The 16,407-nt window shown below is 56.0% G+C and carries 15 protein-coding genes; 5 read left to right on the top strand and 10 right to left on the bottom strand.

What is annotated here, in order from left to right:
• Positions 1 to 99 precede the first annotated feature (99 nt).
• A complete protein-coding gene (gene tynA, locus ACA067_RS16840) occupies positions 100 to 2,388 on the bottom strand; it encodes a primary-amine oxidase (RefSeq protein ID WP_497457624.1) in 2,289 nt (762 codons plus the stop codon).
• A gap of 367 nt (positions 2,389 to 2,755) precedes the next feature.
• Between tynA and ACA067_RS16835 the strand changes: the two genes are divergently transcribed.
• The 5 genes from ACA067_RS16835 (at position 2,756) to ACA067_RS16815 (ending at position 8,678) form a co-directional block, all read left to right on the top strand.
• The gene (locus tag ACA067_RS16835; protein ID WP_497457623.1) at positions 2,756 to 4,258 is read left to right on the top strand and encodes an aldehyde dehydrogenase family protein; all 1,503 of its coding nucleotides are present in this window, start codon (positions 2,756 to 2,758) and stop codon (positions 4,256 to 4,258) included.
• Positions 4,259 to 4,435: 177 nt separating this feature from the next.
• A complete protein-coding gene (locus tag ACA067_RS16830) occupies positions 4,436 to 4,654 on the top strand; it encodes a hypothetical protein (protein ID WP_497457622.1) in 219 nt (72 codons plus the stop codon).
• Between the two features lie 234 nt (positions 4,655 to 4,888).
• The gene (locus tag ACA067_RS16825) at positions 4,889 to 5,872 is read left to right on the top strand and encodes a helix-turn-helix domain-containing protein (protein ID WP_497457621.1); all 984 of its coding nucleotides are present in this window, start codon (positions 4,889 to 4,891) and stop codon (positions 5,870 to 5,872) included.
• An 83-nt stretch (positions 5,873 to 5,955) separates the two neighbouring features.
• A complete protein-coding gene (locus ACA067_RS16820; RefSeq protein ID WP_497457620.1) occupies positions 5,956 to 7,623 on the top strand; it encodes an amidohydrolase in 1,668 nt (555 codons plus the stop codon).
• Positions 7,620 to 8,678, top strand: a complete 1,059-nt coding sequence (locus ACA067_RS16815) for a CobW family GTP-binding protein (protein ID WP_497457619.1) — start codon at positions 7,620 to 7,622, stop codon at positions 8,676 to 8,678. Before ACA067_RS16820 ends, ACA067_RS16815 begins: the two co-directional genes overlap by 4 nt.
• Positions 8,679 to 9,034: 356 nt before the next feature.
• On the opposite strand, the gene ACA067_RS16810 is transcribed toward ACA067_RS16815, so the two are convergent.
• The 9 genes from ACA067_RS16810 to ACA067_RS16770 all read right to left on the bottom strand — a co-directional run bounded on the left by ACA067_RS16810 (position 9,035) and on the right by ACA067_RS16770 (position 16,252).
• On the bottom strand, positions 9,035 to 9,853 hold the full coding sequence (locus ACA067_RS16810; RefSeq protein WP_497447564.1) for a helix-turn-helix transcriptional regulator: 819 nt from the start codon (positions 9,851 to 9,853) through the stop codon (positions 9,035 to 9,037).
• Positions 9,850 to 11,022 carry an MFS transporter gene (locus tag ACA067_RS16805; protein WP_497457618.1) on the bottom strand — a complete coding sequence of 391 codons (1,173 nt, stop codon included), beginning with the start codon at positions 11,020 to 11,022 and terminating at the stop codon, positions 9,850 to 9,852. Before ACA067_RS16805 ends, ACA067_RS16810 begins: the two co-directional genes overlap by 4 nt.
• Positions 11,023 to 11,063: 41 nt before the next feature.
• Positions 11,064 to 11,234 (bottom strand): DUF2783 domain-containing protein, encoded by a 171-nt coding sequence (locus ACA067_RS16800; protein ID WP_497457617.1) that lies wholly within the window; start codon positions 11,232 to 11,234, stop codon positions 11,064 to 11,066.
• An 8-nt stretch (positions 11,235 to 11,242) separates the two neighbouring features.
• Positions 11,243 to 12,955, bottom strand: coding sequence for an FAD-dependent monooxygenase (locus tag ACA067_RS16795; protein ID WP_497457616.1), 1,713 nt, complete (start codon positions 12,953 to 12,955; stop codon positions 11,243 to 11,245).
• Positions 12,956 to 13,638: 683 nt separating this feature from the next.
• Complete coding sequence (locus ACA067_RS16790) at positions 13,639 to 13,929, bottom strand: hypothetical protein (protein ID WP_497457615.1); 291 nt, start codon at positions 13,927 to 13,929, stop codon at positions 13,639 to 13,641.
• 115 nt (positions 13,930 to 14,044) lie between these two features.
• Positions 14,045 to 14,488, bottom strand: a complete 444-nt coding sequence (locus ACA067_RS16785) for a hypothetical protein (RefSeq protein ID WP_497457614.1) — start codon at positions 14,486 to 14,488, stop codon at positions 14,045 to 14,047.
• A 381-nt stretch (positions 14,489 to 14,869) separates the two neighbouring features.
• The gene (locus tag ACA067_RS16780) at positions 14,870 to 15,079 is read right to left on the bottom strand and encodes a hypothetical protein (protein ID WP_497457613.1); all 210 of its coding nucleotides are present in this window, start codon (positions 15,077 to 15,079) and stop codon (positions 14,870 to 14,872) included.
• 306 nt (positions 15,080 to 15,385) lie between these two features.
• A complete protein-coding gene (locus ACA067_RS16775) occupies positions 15,386 to 15,811 on the bottom strand; it encodes a hypothetical protein (protein ID WP_497457612.1) in 426 nt (141 codons plus the stop codon).
• A 156-nt stretch (positions 15,812 to 15,967) separates the two neighbouring features.
• On the bottom strand, positions 15,968 to 16,252 hold the full coding sequence (locus ACA067_RS16770; RefSeq protein WP_497457611.1) for a hypothetical protein: 285 nt from the start codon (positions 16,250 to 16,252) through the stop codon (positions 15,968 to 15,970).
• Positions 16,253 to 16,407: the final 155 nt, after the last annotated feature.

The raw sequence follows: 16,407 nt of genomic DNA, 5'->3' as shown, positions 1-16,407 counted from the left end.
GTGATGGTCGCTGAACGATTGCTGTGGCATTCGGGGGATGGGCTTTAAATACGTACGAAAAAGGAGGCTCCTCAGGAGCCCCCTTTTTTAGTGCCTTGTTTATTTCGGTGCGTTCAAGTTCAAAGTGGGCGTTTCATCGAAGAAATTCCAGGGTTTCAACAGTACATGAACCCACTCGGTTGGCATGATTGGCCACTCTTCGGCCCGGGCGATGTGAGTGGTGCCGGTGGTCAGCCAGACAACATCATCGGTATTTTCGATGGACTGGTTATCGTGGGTGAACTGCCCTAACCCAGCGTCTTTGTCTGAACGATTAGGGTACTTACCTTCTGGGTACTTCTCTTCAGGATTGTAGCGAGTCACCCAGAGTTGCTTGTCCATGAAGCTCAGGCGGTGATAGAGCCATTCGTCCTTGCCGAAGTTGGCGCCTTTGGCTACCGGGTGCGTACCGCCGGCATAAGGAATCAGTTGGTAGGAAACCGGGTTGCCGACTTTGTTTTCCTTGCTGAAGTTGGTCAGCAGGCGGACGGTCGAGGGGTCGAATTTCTGTGCAGCCTGCTGTTCGGTGCCGACCACTTGTTGCTCGGTCTGCATCGTACTGGTCCGCGGCCCGCCACGGTCGTTCGCGGCAACCACCGGGTTCACTTCAACCAGTGAGTTGTTTTCACCGTCAACATCCATATCCAGACGGAAGTTGTAGATGTGCTGGTGGGTGGTGCCGACGATGTTGTGGTCCAGCAGGGTGCCGTAGCGGGTGTCTTCCTTGGCCGTGGCCTCATGCATGGTTTTGGATTTCACACCCTTGACCGCTTCGATCCCGGTGGCACCGGCATCGATGCCAATGGTGCCGTTTTGCTGGAAGACCCAGTCGAAGATGTAGTCGTAGTTGCCGACGGTGCTGATCCAGCGCACCACCAGTTCACGACGCTCGGTGCTGAGGTTGGGCCGGCCCATCTCCTGGTGTTTGTATTCCGGGCCGGCGTAGCGCTCGAACACCGCCATCGCGCGCGGGATCGAAGTCGGTGCGCCGGTGTAGTCGGCAATCGTGGCGTCCAGCAGCACGGCGTTTTCCGGTGCGTCTTTGCCGCGCGCGATCGGCGAGGTCAAGGTGCCCATGCCGTAATCGCCCGAGTCGAGGTAAGCCTTGAAGTACCAGCCGCCATCGGGGTCGCCGTAAGGCACGATCATGCCGCCCAGCGAGCCCTCGTACATAATCTTGCGTTTCTTGCCCTTGTCGTCATAGGTGACTGTGGACAGGATCGGGCCGACCCGCGAATCGAGGCGAACATGAAAGTCCCAGTTCTGCCAATGAATACTGTTGCCGGTAATGGTGTAGTTTTTCCCCTCGGGCTCAATGATTTCCAGCGGCTTGACCTGCGTGCCTTTGCGGCCACGCCCGTCATAGGGTGTTGGTTTCATCGGGACCGGGATGATCGCCTCGTCTTCGATCTTGATCAGTTTCTTTTGCTCAAGATCGACAATCGCGACCAGGCCCTCGATCGGATGCGCCCAGTAGTTGCCGTCATCGGTGTTGAGGTAACTGACGATTTTCAGCAGTCGTTTGTCCTGCGCCAGGCCGTCCTTGCCATCGAAGTAACCGACGGTCAATGGGGTGGCCACGACCTTTTTGACGTCGGTGATGCCGCGCTTGACCAGTGCTTGCGCGAATTCCGGGCTCGATTCAATGGCAGACTGCACAGTAGCGAAGTCATCCAGCAAGACCATGCCGTGAGCGCCTTCGACGGGTTTCCAGGACTTGAGTGTCTTGCTGTCGAGATCGACCAGACCCTCGATCACATGCTTGCCATCGAGCACCACGATATTGGCCTGGCGAGGTTGGGTTACGTTCTGGCCGGTGTAGACGAAATTCCAGACCTGATCCTTGGGTGGCTCATTGACGGAAACTTCGGTGAAACGAAAGCCGGGCTTGTAGTTGGCGGAATTCTTGACGACATCCACCGCCGCCTTGATTTCGTCGGCGCTCAGCGGGTTGAGCGGGTTAGGGCGGGTCTCGACGACAAAGGTCTTGTCCAGGCCGGACTGGAATACCTGGTTGATGAAGTCCTTGGACATGAACGCGGTCTTGTCTTTGAACACCACCGGTACCGACAGCTCCAGCCGCTTGCCGTTAAACATGGCCACCTTGCTGTCCGGTTTGACCTTGAGGTAGACACCGTCCTTGGCAATGACAAACAGGTTGGCATAGTTGTCCCATTTGACCGTGGCGCCAAACTCCTCAAGGGTCGATTGTAGAGGTACCATTTCGGCAGCTGCCCCGTGGGCATTGGCATTGGATATCCAGCAAGGCAACCCGAGCGTGCCCAAGGTAATGGCGAGCGCAAGTCGAGCAAGCGGTTTTCTTTTTAACAACGCTACGGATGTGAACATTTCTGAGTTCCTTGAGACGAGCCGGGGACAGGCACACCTGCACTTTGCTACAGCTGGTGGATAGCTTCTTTTTGATTCTTGCCAGAAACCTTTTGCTCTGTGCCTAAATCAATTTTTGCCGACTGGCGACTCATCGAACGTGTGAGTAGTCGGGACTGGAGGGAAGGTAAAAGTCACTGACCCACTCAGAGCCACCGAGCCATCTGAATTCAAATTGGCAGGGATAGAAACCTGTCTGGCACAGACGAAAAGTCAAACGAGCAATGGCTGAATTAGTCTCTAGCTGAGAGCGCTGTTACTCATAACGTGTCGTTGGTGAGTATTACAGTGGGCCGTTGTTTCCAATCATCAGCGCGAGGCAAGAATCATGAATTATAGTAATAAGGTCGCGACCCTGGACAGGGTCAACGCCTTCTTGAAGCAACGCCGTGGCTTGTACATCGATGGCGGTTGGGTAAGCGCGCAGTCCACCAGTACCTTGCCGGTCTACGATCCTTCAACGGGCCTTCAGATTGCCTCCACCGCCGACGCCAATGAGTTCGATGTAGAACGTGCTGTGAAGTCGGCCCATGAAGCTTTTCTTTCTGGCGTATGGTCTCGCCGTCTACCCGCAGAGCGCGAACGTATTTTGCTGCGCTATGCCGACTTACTCGAACAGCATGCGGAAGAACTGGCTCAGTTGGAAACCCTGGAGCAAGGCAAATCGATTGCTGTTTCGCGGGCCTTTGAGGTGGGCTGCACCTTGAACTGGATGCGCTATACAGCAGGGCTGACCACCAAAATCTCGGGGCGTACGCTGGACCTGTCGATCCCTGTTCCCGTCGGGGCTCGATATACCGCGTACACGCGCAAAGAACCCATTGGAGTGGTAGCCGGGATTATTCCCTGGAATTTCCCGCTAATGATTGGCATGTGGAAGGTGATGCCAGCGCTGGCGGCCGGCTGCTCGATCGTGATCAAACCCTCAGAGATCACTCCCTTGACGTTGATGCGCATGGCCGAACTAGCCACAGAAGCGGGTGTTCCTCCGGGGGTATTTAATCTGGTGACAGGCAGCGGCAGCGTGTGCGGTAAAATCCTGACCACCCACCCATTGATCAGCAAAATTAGTTTTACCGGCTCGACCGCCACGGGTAAGGGTATTGCCCGCAGCGCCGTGGACCGGCTGACCCGAATTACTCTTGAGCTGGGTGGCAAGAATCCGGCCATCGTACTCAAGGACGCCGACCCGAAGCAGGTGGTAGAAGGGTTAATGATGGCCAGTTTTCTGAATCAGGGTCAGGTATGTGCCGCAAGTTCACGCATTTACATAGAAGCCCCTCTTTTCGACCAGTTGGCGGGCGATTTCGAGCTGGCGGTCAAAGGGCTTTCGATTGGGGCGGGCATGGATCCAACCTCTCAAATCAACCCGGTCGCCTCTAAAGCACATCAACTGAAAATCGAGTCCTACCTGGCAGAGGCTCGCACCCACAATGCTGAGCTGATCAGCGGCGCAATGGTGCCGAACAATGAAGGCTTTTATGTCTCGCCTACATTGGTCATCAATCCCGATGATAGGCTGTCGCTGACCCGCGACGAAGTGTTTGGTCCTGTAGTAACCCTGACGCGGGTTGCTAATGTTGAAGAAGCGCTAAGCAAGGCCAACGATACCGAATACGGGCTCACGGCCAGTTTATGGACCAGTAGTTTGTCGGCCGCCATGGACCTGACACCACGTATTGAGGCCGGTACGGTATGGGTCAACAGCCACACGCTTATTGATGCGAACATGCCTTTCGGTGGTTTCAAGCAGTCTGGTAATGGACGAGATTTCGGTGTCGATTGGCTCGATGCTTTTACTGAAACCAAATCTATTTGCATACGGCATTAAGCCTTCATGACTAACGGTGGTTCACAATCTGATCGTTGTGAACCATTGGTCGTCGCTTCCCTGGCTTGGGTGTTCTTGGGTATTGGGAAGATATTGCCCCAGGCAGAGTATAAGTTGGGGATTGGTCTCAATCCGACGTCGACTTGCAAAACGATTACAAGATTCAAGAATTCTCAAATGCATTTTTCAATGCCGGGTGGTATCACGTTGTCGCAGACCTTTGTCATGGACAAATACGTCATAGCAGCAAAGCTTCCCGCTCTGCCTCGTCATTCCGTGTTCGGCAGTCCGGAAACCCACCTGATTAATCGATTGGGACGCCACCTCTGTGTCGTGCCGAGTCGATTACTAACGCTGTCACTGCAAGAGATGACGGCGTTCAAGGTTATCGGTTAAACCTTTTTTACATTCGGATCATGAGTGCTGCTTCGATCGCATCACTTTTACATTCGTGAGAAGAGCTTGCTCGTTAAGGTCAGAGGTTCGATCGCTATCAGCAAATGTCGAAGTTGACGCTGCCATGCAGCTTGTCACTATCCATTTCCGGCACAATCTTCAGGCGGTTGCTGGCGCGGAATGAAACTTGTTGAGCCTCAACCTGTAAGCCTTGAGTGCGGACAGGATTTTCCAATGAACAATAATAATGTCTTGGTACAAGCAACCTCCGGATTCTCGACGGGACCGGCCTCTCATCTTCATCGAGTGCAAACCAGCGACATTGATGAACATGCCCACAATTTGAGTGGTTGGCGGATAGAGTACGACCAGTTGAGTCCCGGTCGCTTCCAGGGCGAGTTAATCGAGTTTCGTTCTGACTGGTTGCAACTCGTCCGCGACCGCTCTAATCAGGCCATGACCAAAAAAGGTGCGGCCAGGGAGGGCACGGTTACCTTCAGTGTGCCTTTGAGTCGTCAGGGGGATGTCCATTGTTCCGGGCATCTGATTCGTGAGCCAAGTGTGCTTGTGGCACACGGCGACAACCTGCCTGAGATACGTATTCCACAGATCATGGATGTGCTGATTGTGGCTATCGAGGAGCGGGCTCTTGAGCATGTGCTGGGGTGCCAGGGTAGTCGTTTTCGGATTACTGATTTTCCCACCTGTTACCGGCTCGGTGACTCAACAGTGGATGGCGAACTTAAAGTATTACTCGATGAGCTACAGGAGGGCGGCCAGAGTGGGGATTTCCTGTTGGGAGATGAGTCGATTCGCCGTGGTATTCGCGATACGGTGATGTTGCATTTACTTGACGTTGTTGAGCTTGATCAAACGCCACCGCTCAACCCCACTGCGCGTAAACGGATGGTTGACCGGGCTCGTGAGTTTGCCCTGAGCCACCTTGACGAGCCGTTCTCGATCCTCGATCTATGCAACGGCATAGGAGCCAGCCGACGCAAGCTTCAGTATTGTTTTCAGGAAACCCTGGGGATTAATCCTGTGGCTTATTTACGGGCTCTGCGCCTTAATGCTGCGCGCCGTGAATTGCGAGATAGCACGTCTTCGCTCTCTGTGCAGAAGGTCGCTGCACGTTGGGGATTCTGGCATTTGAGTCGGTTTTCCGCTGATTATCGGGCTATGTTCGGCGAGCTGCCGTCGCAGACCCTACATCGCTGAAATTTTTGCCAATATCGGATAACTCTCGCTCGCCCTCGCTCGATAGGATGCCCCATACACCAATATCTGCGAGCCAACCTCATATGACGACTTCTCAAAATACTGATGCGGATCTAATTTTTTTCAATGGCGCGATCTACACGATGAACGCTGATTACCCATGGGCCGACGCGCTGGCAATACGTGACGGTCGCCTGATTGCCGTGGGAAGCGAGGCCGCTGCTCGTGCAGCCGTGTCGTCCCGGGCACGAGTCATCGATCTCCAGGGGCGGATGGTCATGCCCGGTATCATCGACGTGCATAACCATTTTCTGTTTGCCGGACGCGCAGAGCTATATGAAACGGGTTTTCCTCCCAACCTCTCACTTCAACAGGTGCTTGAGCAGGTTCGTCAGGCCGCTATGAAGCAGCCGCCCGATGGCTGGGTAGTCGGCGGTATCTGGGGCAGCGGCCTGCTCGGCGAGTTGACGTTGGAGGCCCGTAAATCCTTGGATGAGGCTGCTGGCGGCCGGCCGGTAATGCTTAGGGACGACTCGCACCACAATCGCTGGGCCAGTTCCGCTGCCTTGCGTCTCGCCGGCATCGATGCCGCCACGCCGAATCCGCTCAACGGTGTGATCGTTCGCGATCCTGCCACTGGCGAGCCGACGGGCCTGCTGCTGGAGGCGGCCTCAGCGTTGGTCGAGGCCGCCGTGGGCAATGCTCTCGCATCATCGCCGCAACTTGACATTGATGCCGGCGCGCATGCATTGCGTCGACTCAATGCTTGCGGCATTACAGGGTTTCAGGAAGCACTCACATCGCGTCCGGTGATGGATGCCATCAAGGCGCTTGCCGATTCAGAGCAGTTGACGGCGTGGGTCGTAGGTTCACTGCCCGTCGTAGAGGCGGCACTCGCGCCGGGAGAATGGGGCGAAACCTTGTTCGCGCTACGTGATAGCTATCGCAGCCGTCATTTTCGCCCCGATGCCGGCAAGATCTTCCTTGACGGTGTGCCGACCACGCGTACCTCGGCAATGCTGGAACCCTATCTACCCGATGCCCTTCACGCCTGCTGCTTTCGCGGCGCGACCCTGCTGAGTGTGCCGCAGTTGGCGCGTGCGTTATCCGACTGCGAGGGGCAGGGTATCGCTGTGAAAATCCACTGCACAGGGGATGGCGCCGTACGGGCTGCACTTGACGCCATTGAGGTTGTGCGCAGCTTCAACGGGCTCGGGTTGATGCATCAGATTGCCCACGCGAGTTTTATACATCCGGACGATATACCGCGCTTCGCCGAGCTCAACGTGGCCGCAGATTTGTCGCCCATGATTTGGTTTCCGGGCATCTTCATTGAAGCGATTCGTGCGACCGTGCCGCTGGAGAGGGTAGAGCACTATTGGCCAAATCGTGACCTTCACGAGTCGGGTGCGCTGATTGCTGGTGGCTCGGACTGGCCGGTGACACCGGATCCGAGTCCCTGGACCGGGATTCAGGGCATGGTCACCCGACGCGATCCCAGCGGGCGGTTTCCTGGGGCGCTTTGGCCCGAACAGGCGCTTGATCTGGCCACGGTGTTGCGCGCCTACACGCTTAACCCGGCGCGAGCGATGGGCATCGCAGACGAGACGGGCTCAATCGAGGTTGGCAAATCCGCTGACTTGATCGTTCTCGACCGTCATTTGTTCAACATCCCGGTCGACGAGCTGGCTGCGACTCGCGTTCTGGCGACCTGGTTCGAAGGCCGTATTGTGTATGAGCAGACGCCATGAAGGACATTGTCGATTCACGCATACCTGTGACGTTGTTGACCGGTTTTCTCGGTAGCGGGAAAACCACCGTGCTGAATCACCTGCTGCAGCTTCCCGAGTTGGGGAACACGGCGGTCATCATCAATGAGTTCGGAGAGATAGGGATCGATCACCTGCTAGTCGAAGAGGTGAGTGAAAATTTGCGAGTACTAAACAGCGGTTGCCTGTGCTGCACGGTACGCGGTGACTTGGTCGATACACTTCTGGAGCTCAACGCCAGGCGTGAGCGAAAGGAAATCACCGGGTTCACTCGGGTCGTCATCGAAACCACTGGTCTGGCCGATCCAGCGCCAGTGCTGCACACCCTAATGGTCGACCCTGACATCATCAGCCGATATCGTCTTCACTGCGTTGTGACTACCGTAGATGCTGTCAACGGCATGGGCACTCTTGATCGTCATACCGAAGCGGTGAAGCAGGCTGCGGTGGCTGATTGTCTTCTGCTGACCAAGACTGACCTGGTTGCTGGCGAGGTAGTCGATACCCTGAGTGCGCGTTTGCGGGCCCTCAATCCAACTGCCCCGATGCGATATGTGGTCGATGGAAATGTCAGTCCGGACGATGTGCTGGGAGCCGAAGAGTACGACCCATTACGCAAATCGGCTGACGTCAGCGCTTGGCTGTCGAATGAGAAATTCAGTGATGGTCATCACCATCACGGGCATCATCATGACGTGAACCGTCATGGTGATCGTATAAGGGCTCATTGTATTGTGCTGGATGAGCCGGTAGAGGAGGTTGCCTTTTTCCATTGGCTGGACCTGATGGCATCCATGCGCGGCGAATCTATGCTACGTGTGAAAGGTCTTGTGCATCTGGTTGAGTATCCTGAAGAACCGTTGGTCATACACGGAGTGCAGCACATATTTCATTCACCGCAGAAATTGCCATCATGGCCTTCGGCTGACCGGCGCACGCGTATAGTCTTCATCACGGAAGACATCGACTATGCCGATATCGTTCGCACCTTTCAAAAGTTCGTAGGTGTGCACCCGATCACTCCTCAGCATCTCTGATTCCCTGGAACGCAACTCCCTGGCTGTTGCACTCTTGCCAGGGAATTGGTCGAGAAGTAAAGGGCTTTCACGCGTCCATGCGATGCGACAGTGGCGGGGCAGGCAGATGAAGGAACACGACCCCCAAGCGAAGAGACCAGGCCATAATCGAGACTGTCGATTCAAGCGCCCACGAGCAGCGGCAGGCCGGTGGTCAGAGCGGCGGCGAAGGGCATCTGCCAACGCCTGCCACTAGGGGGTGATAGTTATCAACAGGCGTAGCTGTTCTCCCAGTAGACGCCATCCCCTGAGGCTAGCGGCGATTGAAAGATGCTCAGGCTTGCGGTTCTCGCCAATGCTCAGTATTCAACGTCCGCTCAGGACCAACGACCTCTCACTACCAGCCCCAGCAATTCTCGATGTCCGCTGACTCCCACCTTTCGATAGAGCCGTTTGATGTAGGTAGCGGCGCTTGAGCGCTGGATGCCCATCAGGGGCGCGATATCTTCAGCCCCAAGACCACAAAGTAAATACTTAAGTAGTTCACGGTCCCGACGAGTCAGTTCAGGATAGAGCAACTCGACGCGTTGACTTAGCAAGGACGGCATCTGATTGGCTTCGATAAAAGCGCGATAGTGCAATCGCGTGACTTGAATCAGTAACGGCGCAACCGACTCGATAAATTCAATTTCGCGCTGATTGAAGTTGCCGTGCTCGCGACCTCGATAGAAGTTGATCGACAGCCAGGCCCCGCCCTCTTCCTGATGATTGAGCAAGGCCATGCGCTGGGAGATTTGCGGTTGTTCGTAGCAGATCCGCCGATAGTCGCGATGGGTGATGTCTTCAGCTGACTGAAGCTGAGCCAGGATTCGCGCGCCGCCGTATTTTGCCCGGTGACCGAGCATCGCTTGGCGGTTGCCGTCCAGGCTGTGAAAACGCTCGACGTAGTCCCGGGAGATACGCGATATCTGCACTAGTCTTGCCTGATCGGAACACGACAACACCTGCGGCTCCTGGCCTTCCGGATAAGCGAAAATCGTACATTGAGCCAGCGGCATTTCACCCCGCACCAGGGTCAGTAACTCTGCCGCCAACCAGGTTCGGCAATCCTCGCCGACCCGAGCCAATAGATGAGCAATTTCCCCCGTCGTTAATGGGCTCTGATGGTAAACGTTGGTAAGCAGCCAGTGGTTCATTCAGGGATCAGTTCACGTGATGAAGGTTGGCGTTCGTGGGGTAGCGTGCGTACCAGCATTGCAGCCACCAGTAACAGCAGCGCGGCGTACAGACAACCGGCCGTATAGGAACCCATCGCCGCCATGCAGACCCCGGCCAGTTGCACGATCGGCTCACTCGACAGGGCCGTGCAACACCAGCCTGTTGCAGCCAGCAGCATTGGAAGCGCCAGGTGCCAACGCCGCTCTTGGGTCAGGTCCGAGTGTCGGCCCCAGAGGATCATTCCAATGATGGTGCATATTTGCGGAATTGCCGACAATAATCCGATCAAAGTATTGCTCTGGCCAGTGCTGAAGCTCTTGACGATCAATGGCGTCCAGACTGCGATCATCGCCAAGGTGTTGACCAGGCAAAAGTACACCAGACAGAATAGAATCACCGATGGTGACAGCAACTCACGTCCCCAGTGAGAGTGAGGGGAAGGTGCCTGACGGTCACGCTCGATCAACTCGGCCAACTGCAGCTTCTCGCCGTCACTCAACCATTGTGCCTTGCGCGGCTGATCATCCAGATAACCGTACACCGCCAGACCGAGTACGACGCTGGGTAGTCCTTCGAGCAGAAACAACCATTGCCAGCCTGCCAGGCCCCAGTGGCCATCCAGGCCCAAAATGGCGCCGGACAAAATCGAGCCAAAGTCCGCGGTAAACGGCATGGCTATCATGAACAGCGCATTGGCACGCGCCCGGTACGCCGCTGGAAACCAGAACGTCATGTACAACAGCACACCGGGCAGAAATCCTGCCTCGGTGATACCTACCAACGCACGCAGCCAATAAAGACTGGCCGCGTCATGCGCAAATAAGGTGGCTGTCGACGCCAAGCCCCAGGCAATCATCAGACTGCCAATCCAGCGCCGTGCACCCAGCTTCGCCAGGGCGATGTTGCTGGGGATGCCGCAGGCGATGTAGGCCAGGTAAAAAATCGTCGTTGCCATGCCAAACTGGGTACTGCTCAAACCCAGATCGTCCATCATCGTCAGCCCGGCGAAACCGATGTTGATACGGTCCAGAAATGAAAAAACGAAGCAGATGAAAAGAAACCACAGCAGGCGTTTCGAGACTTTGGCAATGACCGCCGGATGGGGGCCGGCCTGCCCGCCAGGGTTCACAGCAGGACGGGATAACATAGGGTGATCCTGTTTTTGTAATTATTGGCTGATGCAAGGTTTTACAGATCCTGCACGGCGCACTCGATCAGTGCGTCGAAGCGCTCGGCATCGTTCAGTGCCTCGGCCGCCAGTAGAGCCAGCTTGACCAGAAACAACTCGCTGTCGTTACCCGTACGATCAATCGCCTCGGCGAGTCGGTCATAAGCGTGTTCGAGGTCTGTTACGTTCATTGACTGGCTCATGGGTGGTCACTCCCGTTATGGCCAAGGGCCTGGTTCAATCCATGGCGCAAATGCTCGCCATCCAAATGCAACCAGCGCGCGCAGACATGCTGGTCTGGGCGCGCCAGATAGGCGGCGCCTGCGTGCTGTACGCCGTAACGCGTGCTGAATAGATTGTCGCAATCGGCCAAAGTCAGGTCGGCATGTTGCACCTGAAGGACGCCATTCATGGCGATCGCGATCACTTGTATCGGTACTCCCTGGCGGCGCAGAGCCTGGACATGTGCAACGACTTCGACATCGAGTGCCACCTCGTCAGTGAAGCAAATCAAATGATAAGCGGGCGCCAACTCATCGAAAAAATAGTGCTGCTCTGCCAGACGGACATTTAGCAACGGTGCACCGTTGCGCGGCCCGCCGGTAAACAATAGATTGTCGTCGTTCACCGCATTGAGTTGCGAATCGGCATAATCGTGAGCCCTTGAAGTACGCCAGTGATATAGCGGGCGAACGAACTCCCGGGTCAACGACAGCGATAGCACCGCATCGCGCAACAGTCGATAACCGCGACTGGGCGGCGCCATGAACCGCGTGCTCTTGCCGGCCTCTTCAATGATTTCACGAGCAGCCTTGACCCGTTCGTCACTGTAAGAAGCCAGCAGTCCGGCACCGGCAAGGCCTTTGATGTGCAGCGCCAGTTTCCAGCCAAGATCATGGCAATCCTGGAATCCGGTATTGGCGCCGCGCACGCCGAAGATCGGCAACAGATGCGCCGCGTCTCCGGCAAAAATCACTCGCTCATTGATGTACTGCTTCAAGGTCAGCGCCCGGGCCGAATACACCGAACTCCAATCAAGCACCCATTCAGGGTTCTCGACATTGAGCATCGCCAGTTGCGCATTGATGCGCTCGCGCAAGGAGTCGGGGTGTAATGCCTGCTCGGGTGTTTCGTCCGCGGGCAACTGGTAGTCGATGCGCCAGATATCCCCGGGCTCTCGGTGCATCAATACGGTATTGCCGGGGTTCCAGGAGGGATCGAAAAATGCGAGGCGTTCGGTCGGCAAATCGAGCTTGATACGGATGTCGGCAATCACGAACCGTCCTTCATAAGACGCCCCTTCAAGCTTGAGGCCCAACATCGAACGCAATCCGGAGCGGGCGCCATCAGCGGCCACCACCCAATCGGCCTTCAGGGTATAGGCATCACCCGGGGTATCGACTTGCAACCTTGCGTGGTCGGTGTGCTGCTCGATATCGATAACATTATTGCCCCAACGCAATTCGATCAGTGGCTGTGCCTGGGCTGCCTCCACCAGATGTTGCTCGAGGTACTGCTGTTGCAAATTGGTCATCGGCGGAAAGCGATCATGCTCGTCGACCGGTGCTTCCATGCGAAAAACCCGCTGGCCGCGGTAATACGAATTGCCGAAGTGCCAGGGCAGGCCCTGCTCGGTTACCGCCTCGGATACCCCTACTTGCTGGAAAATCTCCATGGAGCGGCGGGTGAAAACAATAGCGCGGCTACCTTCACAGACTTGCTGCTGAGCGGACAGAACTGTGCTTCTGATACCGTAGCGCGCCAGTTCGAGCGCCAGCGTCAGACCAATAGGTCCGGCACCCACAATCGCCACGGGCGAGCTATTGAGGATGCTTTGGGACGGCACGAAAGCAGGATAAACCTGATAGGGAAAATACAGAGATTGATGGGGTACGATTTGAGGCTGATGCATGGTCCGGCGGCTCCCGGTTTATTGTTATCGGGGACAGTTTTTGTCTTCGAGCCACTCTAAACCCAAGCGCTAAGGTAGATGTCCCCTGGAGGGGACATGTTTGTAAGGTGCGCGCAATGTTTGACTGCTAAAGAGCGCCAATCGGTGGGGCGCTCAAACTACAGTCGGACGCCAGATGCGAGTCTCGTTTCGCGCTCCAAATATTGCGCTGCAGTGTTCTACTGAATTCCAAAAAGAACGAAAAAACATCCGATTTTTTGTCTGCGCGGTGCCCAACTGCGTTCCAGTCGTACCATTGGAAAAGCCCAATGAGGGTACACATAGAGGTAGAGAAGTTTTCGAACTTAAAAATTTCCTTTATTTTCAGCGACAAAGATGAAGGTTCGATTCCGGCTTCGGCACCATACATATCAAGGGCTTGCGTGAGGTACCTCGCGCAGGCCCTTATGTTTTTTTCCGCAACAAATCCTTTCCGTCACACCACTCTCAGTCAGTTCATTCGAAGCCGGAAGGGAATACATTCCGAATCCGCCGAAGACCCAGTGTGAGAGCGAGCCTGCTCGCGAAGGCGAACTGACGCCCGGCATCGATGTCGACTGACACGCCGCCTTCGCTGCGGTGGGGCGATCCGACAAGCCAGCTCCTACAGGATCGGGGCCGCACAAAAGTCCCGAGTCAAACCGCTAGCTGCCACCACTGCCTCCGCTGCTGCTACCGCCACCTGCCTTTTCGGCACCACCGGGTTTGGAACCGGCAGGTGTAGGGCCGCTATCCGTGGTGCCGCCATCGGCTCCTTTGGGTAGCGAAGCGGCGTCCGGATCGGCATTTGTGCTTTTGGGCGCCGGTTCACGAGTCTGGCTGGTGCCATCGGTTGAAGTCGATCCTGTGGATGTGCTGTCTGCTGCGACCGCATACATCGATCCAGCAGAGACAAGGCCAGCGAGCGTGAGCACTGCAATTTTATGCTTCATCATGGTGAATCTTCCTTGCATGTGGTTAACACAGCATTGGAAAAATCGGCGACGAAATCGTGCTGGGCAGCGGACGAGCGGTGGGTGCGTGGCGTTCGCTGGAATGAAATGCCAAAGGTCAATTACAGGCGATAGCGACGGCCTTCTCGGCGCGCTTGAGTTGCTGTTTGACGTCGGCCGGTATTCGCTGCTCTTTCAGCCGTTGCTCAAGAAACAGCTGATCGCCCCGGGACTTCACCTCGGCATCCGAAGCGGCAACCTGCGCTTGAACCGTGGCAGCGTGTGCCTCGATGACCGCCTCGACCTCCTGCTCGTTTTTGGCCGTATCGAGCGCGTGAATTAGCTTGCCGACCTCGGCCTTCTCGGCCTCGGCGTAGCCATCGACCGAGAGTCCTGCGGCCAGCGCTCGTGCCTGGATTTCCAGGGATTTCACACGCTGCCGCGCAATCTTGCACTGCTCATCCCGCTGCGGGTTTTCGTTGGCTTCCCAGCTGCTTAACCCATAAGTCACGGCACCAATAATTGCCAAGGTGGCGGCGGCACCCAGTAATTTGCCTTTCAAATTGCGCAACCTCTTTCCAATCGCCAGGCCAGGAGCGTGTCGGCTACGGTCGTGGCTGATTTTCCACTGCCTGGTCGGCGACTTTGGCATTGTGAACAAGTCGGCAGAGGACGGAGACGATCATATTCGACAGCAGCGGCCAGTAGATAAAATCGCTTTCAGGCGCATGGCATCGCCTCGCGCTTCATTGCACCAGACCCGATCGGCACAGGATCTTGAGTTCTGGTCTGTGACAGGACGAGTATCGATACCAGTGTCAGATAGATTGTCATCGTACGGAAATTAAGCTACGGATCTGTGAGATCTTAAAAAAATCAAGGGCTTGCGGTCGATAGCTAATGCAAACCCTCTTGTTCAATCCGTTATTTTCGTTTCTCACATCTAGGATCGACCTCCGCCAGGCGTCGGATCAGGTTTGCGTCGATCGGCCCCAGCAGAATTGCCGACATTCAGCAGCCTTCTCTCCACCAAGACGTTTTGCAGGGCCTGCCGGGCATCAGGATCCAGTTGATGCTCTCGCTCCTTGAGTTCGAGCAGGATCGGGCTGGACCAGGCACGATAGGTTTTTTCGGCGGCACGAATGGATGTCATCTATCTCTCCTTGATTGGACGCCTGTTTAAAAAGATGCTTGATGCGCTAGGAATCCTAGTTGAGGAAACTCATTGTTGCCAACAAATTGACACGATAGCGCCACCCTTACCGATGGCGGCGCTATAGGGCTAATAATCAAATAATATAGTGCACATCGGGGGTATTGCGGCCATCGAGTACCGTGGTGAACAGTTACAACACCAGGGTTATCAATTAGTTGGAAGCTTTGCCTGTTCCAAAGCCTGACGATAAGCATCCGGCGCTACCGTCATGATCCGAGTGCGCGTTGTGTCTCACCGGCGTAGTTATTTCTGTTTCCAGTTGCCACCGCCGGTTTCGCAGTCGACCTTCGATTGCCCAAGGTTTTCAGCCGCGTAGTAATAGGTAATGACCTGGGCATCTTTCGGGATGTTCAGTGCCTTGCTGTTCTTGTCCTTACTGACGGACTGAGGGTTGGCCAGGGATTCGGGCGTCAAGGTGCCCTGGCACGTGGCCTGGTAATGGTCGGCGCACTGCTCGACTTTTTTCTTGGTGCTGGTCAGCATCTCCTTGCTCTCGTTGCTGCAGGACCAGTCGATGGCGTCCACCGGCATGCCTTCGTATTCATAGCAGGTGTGGGTCTCAATCACGGGCACGGAAGGGCTCTGGGATCGGGTCAGGACGTCGCACCCCTGGGCCATCGTCAGGGTAGGGCTCAGGCAGGCAAGCAGAAGCACAAGTCTACTGTTCATCAGGATTTCCTCTCCAGTAGCGCCCTGTTTACAAGGACAGGGACTTATAACTTTCGAAACATAACGAACAGACTTGTTCCATCCGGTTTTCTATTGAGCGCTCGGCAAGAGGGTGGCCGGGCCGAATGAACGCGACCCGACCGCCTGACCGCTCAGCTAAACAAAAGGTTGGCCGGTAAAACCCCGAGGCAAGCGTTGCCGTCCGGCCATGGCGGTGAGCCGCTCGGTCCAGGCCGCGCGCCAGTCGTTGGGAGTGGGGGTGACTCTGGTTTTACGTGAGGCGCGGCGTGCAGCGTTGCGCTGGTCTTTGCGCGCTTCCTTGAAGGCGTCGGTGTTGCGACAGCTTCTGCATTTCACGCGGTTCAGTTCGCGGGTCGAGGTGAGGTTGGTGCCTTTGTGACCGCAGGCCAGATGCCCGCCGATCTTGAAGTGGGTGATCATCAGACGTCTCCTTCGTGACGTGTGATCGTTTGACCTCCCGCAGGTGACGACGTTCGTTGAGCGGGTCACGGACAAAAAAAAGGCTCGCATGCGGGCGGGCCAAGGGGATGCTTCAAAAGGAGTGAGGCCACTGTAGAGGGTGAGTTGTGAAAGGG

This window comes from Pseudomonas sp. LBUM1674 (assembly GCF_059695635.1).
The sequence above is the reverse complement of the archived record's forward strand: the minus strand, read 5'-3'. Positions and strand labels throughout refer to the sequence as shown.